Raw genomic sequence first — 17,687 nt, 5'->3', positions numbered from 1 at the left:
GCGGCAAGGAGACGGCCATGGGCACTATCGCAGACGACATCCTCGGCGACCTGCACGGGCGCATCCTCAAGACGCTCGACCAGCTCCGCGCCGACCTCTCGGCGGTCCGCACCGGGCGCGCCTCGCTCCACCTGCTCGACAACGTCCGGGTGGACTACTACGGCACGCCCACCCCGCTGAACCAGGTGGCGACGATGTCCGTGCCCGAGGCGCGGCTCATCGTGGTGAAGCCCTGGGAGAAGTCGATGATCCCGCCGATCGAGAAGGCGATCCGGGACGCGAACCTGGGCCTCAACCCGATGAGCGACAAGGACCTCGTCCGCGTCCCGATCCCCGCGCTCACCGAGGAGCGCCGCAAGGAGATCGTGAAGCAGGTGAAGCACAAGGGCGAGGAGCACAAGATCGCCGTCCGCAACGTGCGCCGCGAGGCGAAGGAGCTCATCGAGGTCGCGGAGAAGGACGGCGACATCTCGGGCGACGACGCCGAGAAGGCGCTCGAGAAGATGCAGAAGGAGACCGACGACGGCGTGAAGAAGATCGACGAGATCGTCGCCGCCAAGGAGAAGGACGTCCTCCAGGTCTGAGCGGGCGCGCCGTGGCCCGCTCCCCCGCCGCGCTCCTCCTGCTCCTCGGCCCGCTGCTCGCGCTCGGCTTCGCCGCCGGCGCGGTGCGCGCGCTCGCCGCCCGCCCCGACCTCCCGGCGCGCCGCCGGCGGGCCCTCTCCGCCGCCTGGGTGCTCCTGCTGCTCGCCGGCGCGCCGCTCTGGCTCGTGGCCGCGGCGCTGCTCGGGATCTGGTGAGCGGGGCCGCCCGGGGCGCCGGCTAGAAGATCATCCCGGCCAGCGCGATCGCCCACAGCGCGTGGCCGATGCCGCCGAACATCGCGAGCCGCCTCGCGGGCGCCGCCGCGGCCGCGAGGTCGCCCGAGGCGACCGCGCCCTCCACCCGGCGCCAGGTCGGCATGGAGGCGAACCCGACCACCAGCAGGCGCGCCAGCGTGGCGGCGAAGCCGACCAGGATGCCGGTGCGCGGGTGGCCGCCGTCGATCCCGATGAGGAGGACGCCGGTCACCAGCACCGCGAAGCCGGCGTACAGGTCGAGCTTCAGCGCCGGGCGGGCGCGGGCCGCGAGCTGCTCCACGAACGGGCGGCCCAGCGCGACCGTGCGCTTCACGTCGCCCGGGACCCACAGCGCCGCGCCGATCCAGGTGGCGGCGGACAGGATGTGCAGGAAGACCAGCAGCTCTCTCACGATGGCGTTCTCCTCGCTGGCGCTGAACCTAGCGCGGGAGGGCGCCGCCGGCCGGTCCCAACCGGGATGCGTCACCCGGCGTGGTGAACTGTCCGTGAATCGGAGGCGGCCCGCACCCGCCCCGCGAGCGGGGGGGCGCGGGCCGCCGGAGCGCCGCAGGGGCGCGGAGACCGCTAGTCCCAGTAGCCGCCGATGCGGCCTTCCACGATGGTGAAGGTCTTGTCGTGGGTGACGCCGGCCGCGTCGGGCACCTCGACGATGCGCGCGAGCACGCCCGCCTCGACGAACGCGCCCAGGCCCATCACGCCGAGGCGCACGCCCAGCGCGCCGCCGTAGCCGATCTTGACCGGCTCCTCGACGAGCGAGTTCACGGTCATGATGCCGCGCAGGTAGACGGGGAACAGCGGCGGCGACACCACCAGCATCGGGCGCAGGTCGATGTCGAAGTCCGAGTTCTTCACGTCGCCCAGGTTCGCGACCGCGCCCAGCTCGAGCTTCAGCATGTCCGCGAAGCCGTAGCCGGCGGTGAGCATCACGTTGGTGGGGATCCGCTCGGTGGGCGACGGATCGATCCGGGCGCCGCTGCCGACCGACAGCTCGAGCAGGCCGCCGGCGCGGGCGGCGGCCGGCGCGCCGAGGAGCGCGAGCGCGAGGACGGACCAGGCGAACTTCGTCATGAAGCCTCCTTCCGCGGCCGCGACGGCGGCCGATCGGGCGGCCGAGTGTATGACGGGCCTCGCGCGCGGCGAAGCGCTGCGCGCGGCGACGGTGCGGGGGGAGGTGGGTGCGGCGCCGCCGCGGTGCGCGCGCGTCAGTAGCGGTAGCCCTGGGCGATGGGGAAGCGGCGCCCCTCGCCGAAGGCCTTCTCGCTCACCTTCAGCACCGGCGCGGCCTGCCGGCGCTTGTACTCGCTCTGCACCACCATGCGCAGCACGCGGCGCACCGTGGCCTCGTCGTGCCCGCGCGCCACGATGGCCTCGAGCGGCCGGCGCTCCTCCACGTACGCCTGGAGGATGTCGTCGAGCACGTCGTACGGCGGCAGCGAGTCCTGGTCGAGCTGGCCGGGCTTCAGCTCGGCCGAGGGCGGCTTCGTGAAGGTGCGCTCCGGCACCAGCGTCCGGCCGGCGCGCGCGTTCGCGGCGCGGGCCACCCGGTACACCAGCGTCTTCGGCACGTCGCCGATGGCGGCGAGGCCGCCGGCCATGTCGCCGTAGAGCGTGCAGTAGCCGACCGCGATCTCGCTCTTGTTGCCGGTGGTGAGCACGAGCGCGCCGGTGTCGTTGGAGATCGCCATCAGGACCTGGCCGCGGATGCGGGCCTGCACGTTCTGGTCGGCGAGGTCGCAGAGCGGCGGCGCGCCGTCGGCGGCGAGCGCCGCGAGGAAGGCGGCGTGCATCGGCTCGATGCCGATCTCGCGGAAGCGGACGCCCAGGTTGCGGGCCAGCTCGGCCGCGTCCTCGCGCGAGTGGCCGGAGCTGTAGCGGGAGGGCATCCCCACCCCGAGGACGTTCTCCGCCCCGAGCGCCTCGGCGGCGATGCAGGCGGTGAGCGCCGAGTCGATGCCGCCCGAGAGCCCGACCACGGCCTGCCGGAACCCGCACTTGCGCACGTAGTCGCGGACCCCCATCACCAGCGCCCGGAGCACCTCGTCCGCCTGCGGGTCCGCGGCCGGCGCCGGCGGCGGCGGCAGCGGGCGGCCGTCGAGGCCGAGCGCGCGCGGCGCGCCGCCGTCCAGGTCGCACACCAGCACCGCCTCCTCGAACAGCGGCGCCCGCGCCAGCACCGCGCCGTCGCGCGCGAGGAGCATCGACCCGCCGTCGAACAGCAGGGCGTCGTTCCCGCCCACCTGGTTCACGTAGGCGATGGGCGCGCCGTGGTCCCGCGCGCTCGCGGCGAGCATGCGCTCGCGGAGCGGCGCCTTGCCCATCGCGTACGGCGAGGCGGAGACGTTCACCACCAGCCCCGCCCCGGCGCGCACCAGGTCGGCGATGGGGTCGCGCGCGTAGCGCGGGCGGTCCCAGAAGCGCTGGTCGTTCCAGATGTCCTCGCAGACCGAGAGGCCGAGCGGCACGCCCAGCCCCTCGGGCGCGGCGGCGGTGGTGGAGGCGCCGGCCGGGAGGAAGTAGCGGGTCTCGTCGAAGACGTCGTAGGTGGGCAGGAGCGACTTCCGCCCCACCGCCGCCACCCGCCCCTCCGAGATCAGCGCCGCGGCGTTGTAGACGCCCGGGGGCGGCGCGCCGGCCGGCGCCTCGGGGAAGCCGACCACGAGCGCGATGCCCTTCGACCAGGCGGCCGGGCGGGCGAGAGCTCCTCGAGCGCCTGCCGGGCGCGCTCGAGGAAGTCGGGGAGATCGAGCAGGTCTCGCGGCGGGTAGCCGCACACCGTCAGCTCGGGGAACACGGCGAGGGCGGCGCCGGCGTCCCGGGCGACCTCGGCGGCGGCCCGCACCCTGGCGGCGTTGCCGGCGAAGTCCCCCACCGTCGTGTTCACCTGCGCGAGCGCGATGCGTCCGGAACGGGCCATGGGAGAGGATGCTACATTAGGAGCCATCGTGCCGCGCCGCATCCTGGTCGCCGAGGCCTCCGCGCCGCTCCTCGCGCCGCTGCGCCGGCCGCTCCGCGCGGCCGGCGTGGAGCTGGACGCGATCTCGCCCGCGGCGGCCGCGGGCCGGCTCGGCCCCGCCACGCACGTCGCCGCCATCGTGCCCGGCGGCGTGGGCGGCGCCGAGGCGGTGCGCGCGGTCCGGGCGGCCGATCCGCTGCTGCCGGTGATCGCGCTGTTCGCCGACGAGGCCGAGGCCGCCGCCGCGGCGCAGGGCGAGGCGCTGGGCGCCGACGGCGCGCTGGTGGCGCCGGTGGGGCCGGCCGCGGTGGTGGGGGCGTGCCGGCTGGCGGAGCGGCTCCGGGCGGCGACCGCGCGGGCGGTGGAGGCCGACGCGCGCCGCCTCGCGGCGGAGGCCCCGCGCCACGCCGCCGACCTCGAGTTCCTGAAGCGGCTGCTGCCGCTCGAGGTGAAGCGCTCGCGCCGGTACGGCTACCCGGTGTCGGTCGCGCTCGTGGCGGTGGACCGGTTCGCCGAGGTGGCCGGGCGGCTCGGCCCGCACGGCCGCACCGCGGTGCTGGCCGAGGTGCTCGGGCTGCTGGCCGCGTCGGTGCGCGACATCGACCTCGCCGCGCCGTTCGCCGGCGAGCGGTTCGTGGTGCTCATGCCGCACACGCGCGCCGAGGGCGGGCTCCAGGTGGCCCGGCGGCTCTGCGCGCGGATCCGCGAGCGCGGCGCGGGCGAGGGGATCACCGTCAGCGCCGGGGTGGCCGGGCACGACGGCGGCGGGACGGTCTCGTTCGGCGGCCTGGTGAAGCGCGCCGCCGAGGCGCTCACGCGCGCGCGGGCCGCGGGCGGGGACCGGGCCGAGCCGGCGGACCCGCCCCGCCCCCGCGACCGCATCGTCATGGGGTGACCGCATGCGCCGCTCCCTCGCCGCAACCGCGCCCGCCGTCCTCGCCGGCTTTGCCGCGCTGGCCGCCGCCGGCGGGCTGGCGGCGTGCCGCCGCGCCGGCCCGGAGCTCCCCGAGGTGCGCCTGCACGCGGCGCCCGACCTGCCGGGCGAGGTGGTGCGCGAGCTCGCCGCCCGCTTCGCCGTGGCGCGGGTGGTGCTCGTGCCGCGCGCAGAGGACGCGGAGGTGGCGTGGGCCTCGGATCCCGCGGCGCTCCTCGCGCTCGCGCCCAGGCTCGTGGCCGGCAGCGCCGCGCCCGATCCGGCCACGGCGCGGTTCGCCGATCCGCAGGGCCGCTTCGCGCCGGTGGCGGCGCGCGCGCGGGTGCTGCTCGTGGCCCGGGACGCGCGGCTCCCGGTGGACCCCGTCAACCTGCGCGACCTCGCCGATCCGCGCCTGCGCGGCCGCATCGCGCTCGCGCACCCGGCGCGCGGCGCCGGCCCGGCGACCTGCGCGGCCCTCTCGCTCGTCTACGGCGAGGCGAGCCTGGGCCGCTTCCTGCGCCTCGTCGCGGCGAACGCGCCGGTGGTGGTGGGCTCGGACGCGGAGGTGCGCGCGGCGGTGGCGGCGGGGCGCGCCGCGGTGGGCCTGGCCGGCTCGGTGGACGGCGCCGCCGGGGCGGCGAGCGCGGCCGCGCTGCGCGTGGTCTACCCGGACCAGGGCGGCCGCGGGGCGGTGGTGCTGCCGACCGCGGCGGCGGCGCTCGCGCCGGCGGCCGGGGCCGCGCCCTCGCCCGCGGCGGCCCGGCTGGTGGCCTGGATGGCCGGCGCGGACGCGGAGCGGATCCTGGTGGCGCGCGCGCCGGGGCTCCTGCCGCTGCGCCCGGAGGTCCCGGTGCCGGTCGGCGTCGAGCCCGCCGGCAACCTGCGCGCGCTCTCGCTCGACTGGGACCGGCTCGCCGCCGAGGCGACCCGCCTCGCGCCGCTGCTCGAGCGCTGGCCGGACGGGTTCGCCGCGGCGGGGCACGGGCGCGGGGGCGCGACGGAGGCGGTGGCCCCCGAGGGACGGCCGGGGCGCGCCGATCACGCACCGTGAAGTTCTCCCCGCGTCCGACCGGACCCATCGTCCGGGTCGCGCCTGGGTCAACGGGACACCCTTCACGGAGCGTCTGCGGCTGCGTTTCGCACCCCATCAGGGGCGTCGCGGTTCAGCCCACCCGGGTTATCTCAGCCGCCCCGCGTGGGATGAAAATCAGAAATCCACCTGGGGAACGCCTGCTTACGTTGCAGTCCCGTTTGGGGGCTAGAAACCATAGGGGGCGTTATTATCGTCGGGATCGCCAGCAACGGGCGACCAAGCAGGGGCGTGCGAAGGCCTCCCTGGTTCGGCCGGCCGGGTAGCTGCTGGGTGACATGCCCCACAGCGGGCACTTCCGGGGAAGGAATCACGATGGCTCAGATCGATATCGAGATCCTCACGCCGTTCGCCGCCAAGTTCATGGAGGGCACCAGCCTCACGCCGGCCGAGCGGGCCGAGGTGCTCCGGATCGCGCAGGGGTTCGCGTGCAAGGACTCGGCGGCCGCCGCCGGCGTCTCGCCCGAGACGATCCGCGCGCGCCGCAAGCGCATCTACCGCAAGCTCGACGTCCCCGGCTCCGGCGAGCTGCTCGCGAGCCTGCTCTCGCTCTCGCTGAAGATGCTGGCGAAGGGCGAGCGGATCGAGCCGCGCCCGGTGGCCCCGGTCCAGCCGCAGCCGGCCGCCGCGACGACCAGCAGCGCCGTGATGGCGCGCTAGCCGCGGCGCTCCCGACCCGGACGTCTCCCGCGTCTGGCGGGCCGCCACGTGGCGGCCCGCCGGGCGCGTCTCACGCCGTTCGCAGGGCCGCCCTCCCGGCGCGGCCCTCGCCGCCCCCCCTCACGCCGCTCACCCCGCGAGCCAGCGCGTCACGCGCTCGGCCACCTGCGCCGGCGTGAAGCCGTAGTCCTCGGCGAGCGCCTTCTCCGGCGCGCTCGAGCCGAAGCGCTCGATCCCGAGCACCAGGCCGTCGCGGCCGGCGAGCTGCCACCACTCCGTGCCCCGCGCCGCCTCCACCACCGCCACCCGCTGGCCGGGCGGCACCACCTCGTCGCGCCAGGCCTGCGGCTGCGCGAGGAAGCACTCCAGGCACGGGATCGACGCGAGCCGGCCCACCAGGCCCTGCTTCGCGAGCGCCTCGAGCGCGGCCTGCGCGAGCGGCACCTCCGAGCCGGTGGCCACGAGCGTGAACGTGGCGCCCGCGGGCGCGTCCACCAGGTAGCCGCCGCGGAGGATCGCCTCGGGGTCGAGCGGCACCGAGCGCTTCACCGGCGCGAGCTTCTGGCGGGTGAGGACGAGCGCGGTGGGCCCGCCCCGGCGCTGGAGCGCGTGTGCCCAGGCGGCGGCGGTCTCCTCCGGATCGGCGGGGCGGCAGACGTGCAGGTTCGGGATGGCGCGCAGCGCGGTGAGGTGCTCGACCGGCTGGTGCGTGGGGCCGTCCTCGCCGAGGAAGATCGAGTCGTGCGTCCAGACGTAGATCGCCTGCAGCTTCGAGAGCGCGGCGAGCCGGACCGGCGGGCGCATGTAGTCGGCGAACTGCAGGAACGTGCCGACGAACGGGACGAACAGGCCGTCGTAGGCGAGGCCGTTCGCGATCGCGCCCATGGCGTGCTCGCGGATGCCGAAGTGGACGTTGCGGCCGGCGAAGCTGCCCGGCGCCACCGAGCCCGCGCCCTTGATCTCGGTGAGGTTCGACTCGGCCAGGTCGGCCGACCCGCCCACCAGGCACGGCACGAGCGGCGCGATCTTCTGGAGGATGGCCTGCGAGACCTTGCGCGTCGCGTCCGGCGCGGGCAGCTCGGCGCGGGCGCGATCCAGGATCCGCTCCGGCACCCAGCGCTCCACGTGGGCGTCGAGCAGCGCCGCCTGCTCCGGGTTCGCGGCGCGCCAGGCCTGCTCGGCCGCGCTCCAGGCCTGCTTCTGCGCGGCCTTCTCGGCGCGGACCTCGGCCCAGTAGGCGCGGACGTCGTCCGGGACGAGGAAGCGCGGCTCGAGCGGCCACCCCAGCGCCTTCTTGGTGGCCTCCAGCTCCGCCTCGCCGAGCGGCGCGCCGTGCACGCTCGACTTGCCCGCCTTGCCGGGCGAGCCGTAGCCGATGGTGGTGTGCACGCGGATGAGGCTGGGGCGGCCCAGCTCGGCCTTCGCCGCCTGGATGGCGCGGTCGATGCCGTCGCGGTCGCGGCCGTCCACCGACTGGACGTGCCAGCCGTACGCCTCGAACCGCCGGGTCACGTCCTCGCCGGAGAACGTGATGCTGGTCTTGCCGTCGATGGTGATGCCGTTGTCGTCGTACAGGTAGACGAGCCGGCCGAGCTTGTGGTGGCCGGCGAAGCTGGCCGCCTCGGCGGACACGCCCTCCATCAGGTCGCCGTCGGACACGATGGCGTACACGAACGCGTCCGCGACCGGGTTCCCGGGCCCGAGCTTCGCGGAGAGCATGGCGTGGCCGAGCGCGAACCCCACGCCGTTCGCGAAGCCCTGGCCGAGCGGGCCGCTCGTGATCTCCACGCCGGGCAGGTAGCCGTACTCCGGGTGGCCGGGCGTGCGCGAGTGGAGCTGGCGGAACTTCTTCAGGTCCTCGAGCGTGCAGTCGAAGCCGGCCAGGTGGAGCAGCGAGTACAGCAGCATCGAGCCGTGGCCGGCGGAGAGCAGGAACCGGTCCCGGCCCAGCCAGCGCGGCTCGGCGGGGTCGAAGCGCAGGTGGCGCGTCCAGAGGACGAAGGCCATGTCCGCGGCGCCCATGGGCATGCCGGGGTGGCCGCTGTTCGCCTGCTGCACGCCGTCGGCGGCGAGCATGCGGATGGTGTTCACGGCCTTCTCGACGAGCTCGGGGCGAGCGTTCGGCACGGGGACTCCTCGCGGGGGTGGGAAGAGGTGCGGAACATCGCCCACCGCACCCGCGAGATCAAGGGGGGCGTCAGCCCCGTCCGCCGCCGCCCCGCCGCCAGTACGTCCCGAGGGCGCGGAGCACCCGGGCGCCCAGCTCGAGCGGGCCCGGCCCGCCGCCCAGCCCCTCCGCCTCGAGCCGCCGCCGCTCGCGCTCGCCCACCTCGCGCGCGAGCGCCTCGCCGAGCGCGCGGCGGGACGTCGCCTCCCCGGCCTCCGCCCGGGCGAGCGCCTCCCGCCGGGCCGCCGCCGCGCGCGCCTCCTCCTCGGCCTGCCGCGCGCGCTCGACCCGGAGCCGCTCGTCGGCGGCGCGCTGCTCCGGCGTGTCGAGCGCGGCCCCGCAGCCCGGGCACTCGACCGCGAGCGCGTGGCTGTCCATGCCGCAGCGCCGGCAGCGCGTGAACGGCAGGCGGTCGCCGCGGTCGAGGAGCTGGAGCGCGGGCTCCGGCTCGGCGCCGAAGCGCTCGAGCTTCGCCCCGGTGACGGGGGCGTCCTCCGGCGCGGCGCCGGGGCGCTGGACGGCGCCGAAGCGGGCGGCGCGATCCGCGGCGCCGGGCGCCGGGTCGGGCGCGGCGCCGCCGTCGCGGGGGCGCTCGAGGTGGAGGAAGCGGCGGAGGCGGGAGGCCATGCGGGCGCGCCCCGGTCAGCCGGCGGCCGGCGCGGAGGCGGGGCGGGTGCGGGTGCGCGCCCACTCGCGCAGGCGCGCGATGTCCTCGCGCATGGTGGTGGAGAGCGGGAGCGACTCGCGCACCGCGCGCTCGACGTGCGCCTGCGCGAGGTCCACGCCCTCGGCGAACGCGTCGTAGAGGCCGGAGACCACCGCCTGCTCGATCTCGGCGCCGCTGAAGCCCTCGCTGGCGGCGGCCAGCGCGTCGAGGTCGAAGCGCGCCGGGTCGCGGCGGCGCCGGCCCAGGTGGATCTGGAAGATCTCGCGGCGCTCGGCCGCGAGCGGCAGGTCGATGAAGAAGATCTCGTCGAAGCGCCCCTTGCGCAGGAGCTCGGGGGGCAGCTGCTCGATGCGGTTCGCCGTCGCCACCACGAACACCGGCGCGGTCTTCTCCTGGAGCCAGGTGAGCAGGGCGCCGAAGACGCGCGCGGTGACGCCGCCGTCGCTCACCCCGGAGGACTGCGTCCCGGAGAGCCCCTTCTCGATCTCGTCCACCCACAGCACCACCGGCGCGACGCTCTCCGCCACGCGGATGGCGCGGCGCAGGTTCTCCTCCGACGAGCCCACCAGCCCGCTGAAGATCCGGCCCATGTCGAGCCGCAGGAGCGGCAGCCGCCACTGCGCCGCGATCGCCTTCGCGGTGAGGCTCTTGCCGCACCCCTGCACGCCGAGGAGCAGCAGGCCCTTCGGCTCGGGGAGCCCGAAGCGGCGCGCCGCCTCGGAGAACGCCGCCCCGCGCCGGCCGAGCCAGGCCTTGAGGCTCGCCATGCCGCCCACGCCCGCCAGCCGCGCGTCGGTGGCGAAGTACTCGAGCAGGCCGCTCTTGCGGATCACCTGCCGCTTCTCCTCGAGCACGAGCGGGACGTCGTCGCGCGAGAGCCGGCCGTCGGTGGCGATGGCCTTCGCGAAGGCGCTCTCCGCCTCGGAGAGCGTGAGCCCGAGCGCGGCCTGGATGAGCTGGTCGGCGTCGTCCTGGTTCAGCTCGACCTGGGCGCGCCCGCTCTGGCGCACCACGCCCACGATCTCCTTCAGCAGCTCGAGCAGGTCGCGGTAGCCGGGCAGCGGCACGTCGAGGACCGAGATCTCCTTCTCGATCTCCGGCGGGATGACGAGCGTGGGCGAGAGCAGGAGCACCGTCGTGTAGGTGGACTTCAGCGCGTGCCCGAGCTCGCGCAGCCCGCGCACCACCGCCGGGTCCGACAGGAACGGGTGGAAGTCCTTCAGCACCACCAGCGCGGGCTCGGCGAGCTTCTCGACGGCCGCGAGCGCCGCGAGCGGATCCTTCGCGTCCTCCGGCACGGGGCCGCGGGTGCCGCCGAGCCGCCGGAAGCCGCGGCCGATGGACCAGCCGAGCAGGGCCTTCCCGTGGCGGTCGGCGAGGCCGTCGAGGATGGCCTCGAGGCGCTGCTCCTCGGAGGTGACGAGGTAGACGAGCGGGTAGCGGGCCCGCACCAGCGTGTCGAGCTCCTGCACGAAGGCGGGCTGGGGGCGCGGCGCGGCGCCGGGGGCGGACATGCGCGCGAGTGTAGCAGCCGGCGCGCGACCGCGGGTCAGGGCGCCTCGAGCCAGGCCAGCGCGGCCGAGCCCGGGCCGAGGTCCACCGCGGCGATGGTGCCGGGCCGCACCTCCAGGCCGCGCCCGGCGGCGAGCGCCACCGCCTCGGCGACCTCGGGGTTGTGCCCGACCAGCGCCGCGCGGTCGCCGGCGGCGCGCGCCAGCGCCAGCAGCTCCGCGCCGCCGCAGGCGCCGGCGGCGAGCCGGGGATCCAGCTCCAGCGGCGCGCCGGTGGCCGCCGCCAGCAGCTCGGCGGTCTCGCGGGCGCGCGCGTACGGGGACGCGACCACGCCGCGGACCGCGAGCCGCGGGCGGAGCCGCGCCGCCAGCGCCGCGAACGCGTCGCGCCCGTCGGGCGTCAGCCGGCGGGCGGCGTCGTCGCCGGCGCTCGCCTCCGCCCTGGCGTGGCGGACGAGGTAGACGCGGATCGGCGGCATGGGGGCTCCTGGGTTCACTCGGAGGCGAGCAGCGCGACCGGGAAGTCCGCGAACAGGTCGGCGAGCGCCGGCGCGTCCCCGCGGTGCACGGTGCCGGTTACCACGTCCACCCACCGGGCCGCGAGCCCGCCGAGGGGGAGCCGCCCCTCCCAGCGCGGCGCGCCGCCGCCCTGGTCCTGGAGCCGGAGCACCAGCCGCGGCACCGCGCACGCCACCGCCCGGCCCCCGAGCGTGCGCGCGAACGCGACCACGTGCCCGGCCAGCGGCCCCTCCGCCGCGAGCGGGCGGTGGTCGCCCTCGAGGAGCAGGGCCCGCTCGCGCCGGCGCAGCCGGAGCCCCTCCGCCAGCAGCAGCAGCTTCGCCTCGCCGCCGGCGAGCGCGTCGGGCGCCCCGAGGCGGCGGGCCAGCGCGCGGCGCGCCTCCGGTCCGCGCGCGAGCTCGGCCTGGATGGCCTCGAGCGCGCGCGCCCGGCGCGCCCAGTCCACCGGCCGCCGGTTGTCGGGGTCGACGAGCGAGAGGTCCCAGAGCTCCGTGCCCTGGTAGACGTCGGGGACCCCGGGCGCGGCCAGCTTCAGCGCCACCTGCGCGAGGGACGAGATCCGCCCGGCCCGCGCCGCCCGCTCGGCCAGCGCGCCCAGGTCGCGCAGGAACGCGCGCGAGGCCAGCGCGCCGGCCAGGAAGGCCCGCACGCCGCCCTCGTACTCCTCGTCCGGATGCGTCCAGCTGGTGTGGATCTTCGCCTCGCGGAGCGCCTTCTGCGCGTACGCCTGCATCCGCTCCAGGTAGTCGGCGTGCGCGGGCGTGCCCGGCGTCAGGCCACCGTCCGGGAAGGTGCCGAGGAGCGTCTGGTACAGCAGGTACTCGTCGCGGCGGTCCGGCGCGGTGCGGCCCTCGAGGCGGCGGACGTGGGGGCGGTTCACGCGGCCCCAGCGCGAGACCGCGGCCCGCAGCTCGCCCGGCAGCTCGGACAGTGCCGAGATGCGCGCCCGGACGTCCTCGCTGCGCTTCGTGTCGTGGGTGGAGCTGGCCGAGAGCGAGCCCGGGAAGCGCGCGCGGCGCTCGGCGAGGAGCGCGTGCAGCTCGTCCGGCGAGCTGCCGAAGCGGTCCGGGTCGGCGCCCACCTCGTTCAGCGAGACCAGCCGGACGTAGCAGTAGAACGCGGTGTCCTCCACGGCCTTGGCCGTCACCGGCCCGGTGACCTGCTGCAGCTTCAGGGCGAACTCCAGCCACGCGCAGCGCGCCGCCTCGGGCAGGCCGTCCGGGTAGCGCTGCAGGAGCACGTCGCGGAGGAAGTCGTAGATGGACGGGTCCACCAACGGGCTGCGCCGCCGGGCGCGGGCGATGGTCGCCTCCACGTAGTCCCGGTCGCGGGCGTCCACCTCGCCGCGGCGCGTGACGTAGGTGCGGTAGACCGGGAACAGCGCCACGTACTCCACCAGCGCCCGGGTGAGCTCGTTCAGCGTGAAGTCGCGGGTGCGCCGGTCGGTCTCGCTGATCCGCGAGAGCCGGTGCGCGAGCATGTTGATCTCGCTCGCCATGGACGACGACATCACCAGCCGCTTCTTCTCCTCCACGGTGCGGCGGTAGTCCTGCCGCCCGCCGGCCACCCGCGCGTAGAGCGCGTCGAAGGCCCGCTGCGCGGCGGGGTCCACGAACAGCCCGTTCACCGCCGCCAGGAGCTCGTAGCCGGTGGTGCCGTCCACGTCCCACCCCTGCGGCAGCCGCTCGCCGGCGGCCAGCACCTTCTCGGCGACCACGTAGAGCGGCCGCGCCGGCAGCCGGCCCGCCTCCAGCTCCGCGAAGAGCCGCTCCAGCAGCAGCGCCTCGGCGCCGTTCTCGAGCGCGATCCCCCGCGCGCGCGCCAGGGCGCGGGCGCGCTCGGCGAGGTAGCACGCCTGCAGCCGCCGGAAGTACGCCGCCGGCGCGTAGAGGCCGTCCGGGTGGTCGATGCGCAGGCCGGTGGCGTCGCCGTCGCGCAGCAGCGCCAGCACCCGCCGGTGCGCCTCGGCGAAGACCCGCGGCTCCTCCATGCGCAGCGCCGCGAGCGCGTTCACGTCGAAGAAGCGCCGGTAGTTGATCTCCTCGCCCGCCACCCGCCAGAAGGCGAGCCGGTAGGCCTGCGCGTCGAGCAGCCGCTGCAGCAGGTCGAAGCTGCGCGGATCGCCGGGCGTGCCGTTGAAGGCGGCCACGTCCTCGTCCACGAAGGCCCGCACCGCCGGGCTCGCGTCGCAGAGCGCGGCCAGCCGCCGCTTCGCGACCTCCTTCTCCCGCGCGCGCTCCGCCACCGCCTCGGGCCGGGTCTCGCTGCGCGGCGCCAGCTTGTCGAGCGCGGTGCAGATCGACTCCAGCTCCTGCAGGCTCGGGTCCTCCGGGCCGAGCGCCTCGCGCAGCCGCTCGATGCCGTGGCGCAGGACGAGCGGCACCGAGCGCGGCGCCACCGGGAAGGTGTGGTCGAAGTAGCGGATCGCGAGCGCGCCGCCGTCGCGCGCCAGGCGCAGCTCGCCGCGCTCCAGCACCCGGCCGAACTGGTCGCCCAGCACCGGCACCAGCACCTTGTTCGCGAGCTCGGACTTGAGCGGCGTCCAGTCCACGTCGAACGCGGGGGCGTGCACCGAGGACGGCCCGTTCTCGAGCAGGTCCATCCACCAGGCGTTCCAGGGGCCGATGCCCATGTGGTTGGGCACGTAGTCGAGCAGGATGCCCATCCCGCGCGCGCGGCAGGCCGCGGCGAGCCGCGCGTAGCCCTCCTCGCCGCCCAGCTCGGGGTCGAGGCGCGCGTGGTCCACCACGTCGTAGCCGTGCGTGGAGCCCGGCGCCGAGGCGAGCACCGGCGAGAGGTACACGTCGGACACGCCGAGCGCGTCGAGGTAGGGCACCAGCGCGGCGGCGGCGTCGAAGCCGAAGCCGGGGTGGAGCTGCAGCCGGTAGGTCGAGGCCGGCCGGGGCGTCACGCCCTCGCCGCGGGCGAGCGCCTCGGCGAGCGCGCCCAGGAGCTCCTCGACCTTCGCTGCGTTCGCCGCGCCCGCCCCGTTCTCCGCCCCCACCCGCCCCCCTCGCCGCGCCCGCGCGGCCCGCGCCCGCTACCCCGGCGGCGCCCGCCCGGCCCGCACCGCGAGCTCTCGCAGCCGGGTCCGCGCCGCGGCGTCGGCCGCGAGCGCGCCCAGGTCCATCGGGATCCGGAACGTCCAGTTCTCGCCGGTGACGGTGCCCGGCACGTTCACCCGGTCGCGCATGCCGAGCGCGTCCTGGAACGGCACCAGCACGAGATCGGAGGCGGCGCCGTACACGAGCGCCAGCAGCGCGTCGCGCACGCCGTCGTCCCAGCGCTCCGGGGCCCGGGCGCGGAGCGGCTCCAGCTCCGGCAGCGCGAGCAGCTGCGCGCGCTCCTCCCGCGAGAGCCCCTCGTACCAGTCCGCCACCGACTCGCTGTCGTGCGTGCCGGTGGTCGCGACCGACACCGGCGGCCAGCGCGCCGGATCGCGGAACGCGGTCCCGCCGGCCTCCCAGTTCTTCTCCCAGCGCTGCACCCGGTAGCCGGGGATGCGCAGCCGCTCCAGCGAGGCGCGCACGAAGTCGGGCACGACGCCGAGGTCCTCCGCCACCACCCGCGCGCCCTCGGAGAAGATCCCGAGCACGCGCTCGCCGTTCGCGATCTGCGCGCCCTCCTCGGACGGCACGAACGCCGGCGGGCCGCCGTCGTTGGGGAAGTAGTAGGTCCGGTACAGCCCGACCACGTGGTCCACGCGGTAGAGGTCGAACAGGTCGGCCATCCGGCGCGCGCGCGCGGTGAGCCAGGGGTGGCCCTCCCGCTCCATCACGTCCCAGCGGTAGACCGGCAGCCCCCAGTCCTGCCCGGTGGCGCTGAACGCGTCGGGCGGCACGCCCACGCGCGCGTCGAGCCGGAAGTCGCCGCGGCGGGCCCACACGTCGGCGGAGTCCGGCGCCACCATGAACGGGAGGTCGCCGCCCAGCTCCACCCCGGCGCCGTTCGCGGCCGCGCGGGCGCGGCGCCACTGCTCCTCGGCCTGCCACTGCACCCAGGCCTGGAACAGGATCTCGCGCGCGTGCCGGGCGCGGGCGGTGGCGAGCGCGGCCGGGTCGCGGTCGCGCAGCGGCGCCGGCCAGTCGGTCCAGGCGCGGCCGCCCGCCTCGTCGTGCAGCGCCACGAACAGCGCGTAGTCGTCGAGCCAGCCCGCCTCCTGGCGCGCGAACGCCTCCAGCGCGCGGGCGCGCTCGGTGCGCCGGTTCCACTCGTCGCGCTCGAAGCGCGCGAAGGCGATCTCCAGCGCGCGGCGCTTCAGCCGGCGCACCTCGTCCCAGCGCACCGTCGGGGCGGCCCGAACGGCGGCCAGCCGGGCGCGCTCGTCGGGCGAGAGCGCGTCGAGCCCGCCGGCGGCCTGGAAGTCGGGGAGCGCGGAGGGCGCGAGGTACACCGGGTCGAGCGCGAACGCCGAGAGCGCGCCGTACGGGCTGTTCTGCCCGCGCGAGGCCTCGTTCACCGGCAGGAGCAGCGCCAGCGAGAAGCCCGCGTCGGCGCACCAGCGTGCGAAGGGGACGAGGTCGGGGATCTCGCCCACGCCCCAGTCTGCCTGGGAGCGGAGCGAGAAGAGGGGGAGGAGGACGCCTGCCTGGCGGGCCATGGGTGGAGTAGTGTGGCGGTTCCCCCGCCCTCACAAGTTTTCGACGCGTGGGGGCCGGGGGCAGCGGATATCATCGCAGCGCCCAACCGGCACCGACCTCCCGGGGCACCCGTGTCCAGCCGCGGCCGCTTCGCTCCCTCCCCCACCGGACCCCTGCACCTCGGCAACGCGCGCACCGCGCTCCTGTCGTGGCTCGCCGCGCGCACCGCCGGGGCGGCCTACGTCATGCGGGTGGAGGACCTGGACGGCCCGCGCGTGCGGCCCGGCCTGGAGGCGCGGATCCTGGACGAGCTGCGCTGGCTCGGGCTGGACTGGGACGAGGGGCCGGACGTGGGCGGCCCGCTCGGCCCCTATCGCCAGTCGGAGCGGCTGCCGCGCTACGCCGCCGCGCTGGAGCGGCTCCGCGCCGCGGGGCTCGCCTACCCGTGCTTCTGCTCGCGCGCCGAGATCGCCGCCGCCTCGCAGGCGCCGCACGGCGCCTCGGACGAGGGGCCGCGCTACCCCGGCACCTGCCGCGCGCTCTCCCCCGCAGAGGTGGCCCGGCGCGCGGCGGGCCGGCGGCCGGCCTGGCGCCTGCGCGTGGAGCCGGGGCCGGTCGCCTTCGAGGACGGCGTGCACGGCCCGGTGGCGCACGACGTCGCGGCGGAGGTGGGCGACTTCGTGGTGGCGCGGGCCGACGGCGTGCCGGCCTACCAGCTCGCGGTGGTGGTGGACGATGCGGCCATGGAGGTGGGGGAGGTGGTCCGCGGCGACGATCTCCTGCCGTCCACCGCGCGCCAGCTCCTCCTCTACCGCGCGCTGGGGCTCGCGGCGCCGCGCTTCGCGCACGTGCCGCTCGTGGTCGGGCCCGACGGCGCACGGCTCGCGAAGCGGCACGGCGCGCTCTCGCTGGGCGAGCTCCGGGCGCGCGGCGCGGACCCTCGCGCGGTGGTCGCGCTGCTGGCCGAGCTCTCGGGGCTGGCGGATGGTGACCCACACGCCGCGTGTACCCCGCGGGAGCTGGTCGGCCGCTTCTCGCTGGCGCGGCTGCCGCGGGCACCCGCGGTCCTCTCCCCGGAACGGCTCGCGGCGCTCCTCTCGTGATCGCGTACACTGCGCGGGTGCGCCTGCTCCGCTCGCCCACCGACCCGCGCTGGACCGACGTCGCGCTCGCGGAGCTGGACCGCACGCTGCAGGACCACGCGCACTGCGAGAAGAAGGCGGCGGCGAGCGCGCTCAAGCTGGTGGCCGACCACCCCGAGCGCGCCGGGATGGTGCGGGCGCTCGCGAAGCTCGCGCAGGAGGAGCTGCAGCACTTCCTGGCGGTGCTGGCCGAGCTGGGCCGGCGGGGCACCCCGCTCCCGCCCGACGAGGGCGATCCGTACGCGCAGGCGCTCCTGCGCCAGGTCCGCGGCGGCCCGCGGCCCGAGGACCGGCTGGTGGACCGGCTGCTGGTGGGCGCGCTCATCGAGGCGCGGAGCTGCGAGCGCCTGTGGCTGCTCGCGGGCGCGCTCCCGGACGCGCGGCTGCGTGAGCTGTACGCGCGCCTGGCGCAGTCGGAGGCTGGCCACGAGCGGCTGTTCGTGGACCTGGCGCGCGAGGTGGACCCCGCCGCCGACGCGCGGCTCGACGCGCTCGCCGAGGAGGAGGCGCGGGTGGTGGCGGCCCTGCCGCTCCTGCCCCGCATCCACTGATGGCGCCCGACGCACCAGCGCCGGCCGCGGCCCCGGGCCTCGGTGACGCGCCGCGACCCGGTCGCAGGGCGC

17 protein-coding genes are annotated in these 17,687 nt (G+C 76.8%); 7 read left to right on the top strand and 10 right to left on the bottom strand.

What is annotated here, in order from left to right; all coding sequences use genetic code 11:
* The first annotated feature begins 17 nt into the window (after positions 1–17).
* Both frr and ACOQFB_RS19935 read left to right on the top strand, forming a co-directional pair.
* On the top strand, positions 18–584 hold the full coding sequence (gene frr, locus ACOQFB_RS19940; protein ID WP_421609643.1) for a ribosome recycling factor: 567 nt from the start codon (positions 18–20) through the stop codon (positions 582–584).
* Between the two features lie 11 nt (positions 585–595).
* Positions 596–799, top strand: a complete 204-nt coding sequence (locus ACOQFB_RS19935; RefSeq protein ID WP_059439460.1) for a hypothetical protein — start codon at positions 596–598, stop codon at positions 797–799.
* Positions 800–821: 22 nt separating this feature from the next.
* Here the strand turns inward: ACOQFB_RS19935 and ACOQFB_RS19930 are convergent, their stop codons facing one another.
* The 4 genes from ACOQFB_RS19930 to ACOQFB_RS19915 form a co-directional block, all read right to left on the bottom strand.
* A complete protein-coding gene (locus tag ACOQFB_RS19930) occupies positions 822–1,250 on the bottom strand; it encodes a hypothetical protein (RefSeq protein ID WP_421609642.1) in 429 nt (142 codons plus the stop codon).
* Between the two features lie 173 nt (positions 1,251–1,423).
* The gene (locus ACOQFB_RS19925; protein WP_059439462.1) at positions 1,424–1,927 is read right to left on the bottom strand and encodes a hypothetical protein; all 504 of its coding nucleotides are present in this window, start codon (positions 1,925–1,927) and stop codon (positions 1,424–1,426) included.
* Positions 1,928–2,061: 134 nt separating this feature from the next.
* Entirely contained in the window at positions 2,062–3,516 is a 1,455-nt protein-coding gene (locus tag ACOQFB_RS19920) for an NAD+ synthase (protein ID WP_494492340.1), read from the bottom strand.
* A complete protein-coding gene (locus tag ACOQFB_RS19915) occupies positions 3,450–3,773 on the bottom strand; it encodes a nitrilase-related carbon-nitrogen hydrolase (protein WP_494492339.1) in 324 nt (107 codons plus the stop codon). The genes ACOQFB_RS19920 and ACOQFB_RS19915 overlap by 67 nt, the downstream gene beginning before the upstream one ends.
* 28 nt (positions 3,774–3,801) lie before the next feature.
* Here ACOQFB_RS19915 and ACOQFB_RS19910 point away from each other — a divergent pair, with 28 nt between their 5' ends.
* The 3 genes from ACOQFB_RS19910 to ACOQFB_RS19900 all read left to right on the top strand — a co-directional run bounded on the left by ACOQFB_RS19910 (position 3,802) and on the right by ACOQFB_RS19900 (position 6,478).
* Positions 3,802–4,707, top strand: a complete 906-nt coding sequence (locus tag ACOQFB_RS19910; protein ID WP_421609640.1) for a GGDEF domain-containing protein — start codon at positions 3,802–3,804, stop codon at positions 4,705–4,707.
* Positions 4,708–4,711: 4 nt separating this feature from the next.
* Positions 4,712–5,779 (top strand): ABC transporter substrate-binding protein, encoded by a 1,068-nt coding sequence (locus ACOQFB_RS19905; protein WP_421609639.1) that lies wholly within the window; start codon positions 4,712–4,714, stop codon positions 5,777–5,779.
* Between the two features lie 354 nt (positions 5,780–6,133).
* Complete coding sequence (locus ACOQFB_RS19900) at positions 6,134–6,478, top strand: LuxR C-terminal-related transcriptional regulator (protein WP_421609638.1); 345 nt, start codon at positions 6,134–6,136, stop codon at positions 6,476–6,478.
* A gap of 129 nt (positions 6,479–6,607) precedes the next feature.
* Here ACOQFB_RS19900 and tkt read toward each other — a convergent pair whose 3' ends face one another.
* From tkt to ACOQFB_RS19870, 6 genes are all read right to left on the bottom strand, one after another.
* Entirely contained in the window at positions 6,608–8,605 is a 1,998-nt protein-coding gene (gene tkt, locus ACOQFB_RS19895) for a transketolase (RefSeq protein ID WP_421609637.1), read from the bottom strand.
* Positions 8,606–8,675: 70 nt separating this feature from the next.
* Positions 8,676–9,272, bottom strand: a complete 597-nt coding sequence (locus tag ACOQFB_RS19890) for a hypothetical protein (protein WP_421609636.1) — start codon at positions 9,270–9,272, stop codon at positions 8,676–8,678.
* Between the two features lie 15 nt (positions 9,273–9,287).
* Complete coding sequence (locus tag ACOQFB_RS19885) at positions 9,288–10,826, bottom strand: Ycf46 family AAA ATPase (protein ID WP_059437581.1); 1,539 nt, start codon at positions 10,824–10,826, stop codon at positions 9,288–9,290.
* 35 nt (positions 10,827–10,861) lie between these two features.
* The gene (locus tag ACOQFB_RS19880) at positions 10,862–11,302 is read right to left on the bottom strand and encodes a SixA phosphatase family protein (protein ID WP_059437582.1); all 441 of its coding nucleotides are present in this window, start codon (positions 11,300–11,302) and stop codon (positions 10,862–10,864) included.
* 14 nt (positions 11,303–11,316) lie between these two features.
* The gene (locus tag ACOQFB_RS19875; RefSeq protein ID WP_421609635.1) at positions 11,317–14,346 is read right to left on the bottom strand and encodes a malto-oligosyltrehalose synthase; all 3,030 of its coding nucleotides are present in this window, start codon (positions 14,344–14,346) and stop codon (positions 11,317–11,319) included.
* 36 nt (positions 14,347–14,382) lie between these two features.
* On the bottom strand, positions 14,383–15,942 hold the full coding sequence (locus tag ACOQFB_RS19870; protein WP_421609634.1) for a 4-alpha-glucanotransferase: 1,560 nt from the start codon (positions 15,940–15,942) through the stop codon (positions 14,383–14,385).
* A gap of 111 nt (positions 15,943–16,053) precedes the next feature.
* Between ACOQFB_RS19870 and gluQRS the strand changes: the two genes are divergently transcribed.
* Together gluQRS and ACOQFB_RS19860 are read left to right on the top strand one after the other, a co-directional pair.
* Positions 16,054–17,025 (top strand): tRNA glutamyl-Q(34) synthetase GluQRS, encoded by a 972-nt coding sequence (gluQRS, locus tag ACOQFB_RS19865; protein ID WP_421609633.1) that lies wholly within the window; start codon positions 16,054–16,056, stop codon positions 17,023–17,025.
* 17 nt (positions 17,026–17,042) lie between these two features.
* Complete coding sequence (locus ACOQFB_RS19860) at positions 17,043–17,615, top strand: MiaE family protein (protein WP_421609632.1); 573 nt, start codon at positions 17,043–17,045, stop codon at positions 17,613–17,615.
* The last annotated feature ends 72 nt before the right edge of the window (positions 17,616–17,687 follow it).

Source organism: Anaeromyxobacter sp. Red801, from assembly GCF_049201065.2.
GTDB lineage: Bacteria > Myxococcota > Myxococcia > Myxococcales > Anaeromyxobacteraceae > Anaeromyxobacter.
Note: the sequence above shows the minus strand (reverse complement) of the source record. Positions and strands in the feature narration are given on the sequence as shown.

Coding starts and splice junctions, on each gene's coding strand:
- frr (WP_421609643.1), top strand. CDS start 18: ATGGGCACTATCGCAGACGACATCCTCGGCGACCTGCACGGGCGCATC.
- ACOQFB_RS19925 (WP_059439462.1), bottom strand. CDS start 1,927: ATGACGAAGTTCGCCTGGTCCGTCCTCGCGCTCGCGCTCCTCGGCGCG.
- ACOQFB_RS19915 (WP_494492339.1), bottom strand. CDS start 3,773: ATGGCCCGTTCCGGACGCATCGCGCTCGCGCAGGTGAACACGACGGTG.
- ACOQFB_RS19905 (WP_421609639.1), top strand. CDS start 4,712: ATGCGCCGCTCCCTCGCCGCAACCGCGCCCGCCGTCCTCGCCGGCTTT.
- ACOQFB_RS19900 (WP_421609638.1), top strand. CDS start 6,134: ATGGCTCAGATCGATATCGAGATCCTCACGCCGTTCGCCGCCAAGTTC.
- ACOQFB_RS19890 (WP_421609636.1), bottom strand. CDS start 9,272: ATGGCCTCCCGCCTCCGCCGCTTCCTCCACCTCGAGCGCCCCCGCGAC.
- ACOQFB_RS19885 (WP_059437581.1), bottom strand. CDS start 10,826: ATGTCCGCCCCCGGCGCCGCGCCGCGCCCCCAGCCCGCCTTCGTGCAG.
- ACOQFB_RS19880 (WP_059437582.1), bottom strand. CDS start 11,302: ATGCCGCCGATCCGCGTCTACCTCGTCCGCCACGCCAGGGCGGAGGCG.
- ACOQFB_RS19870 (WP_421609634.1), bottom strand. CDS start 15,942: ATGGCCCGCCAGGCAGGCGTCCTCCTCCCCCTCTTCTCGCTCCGCTCC.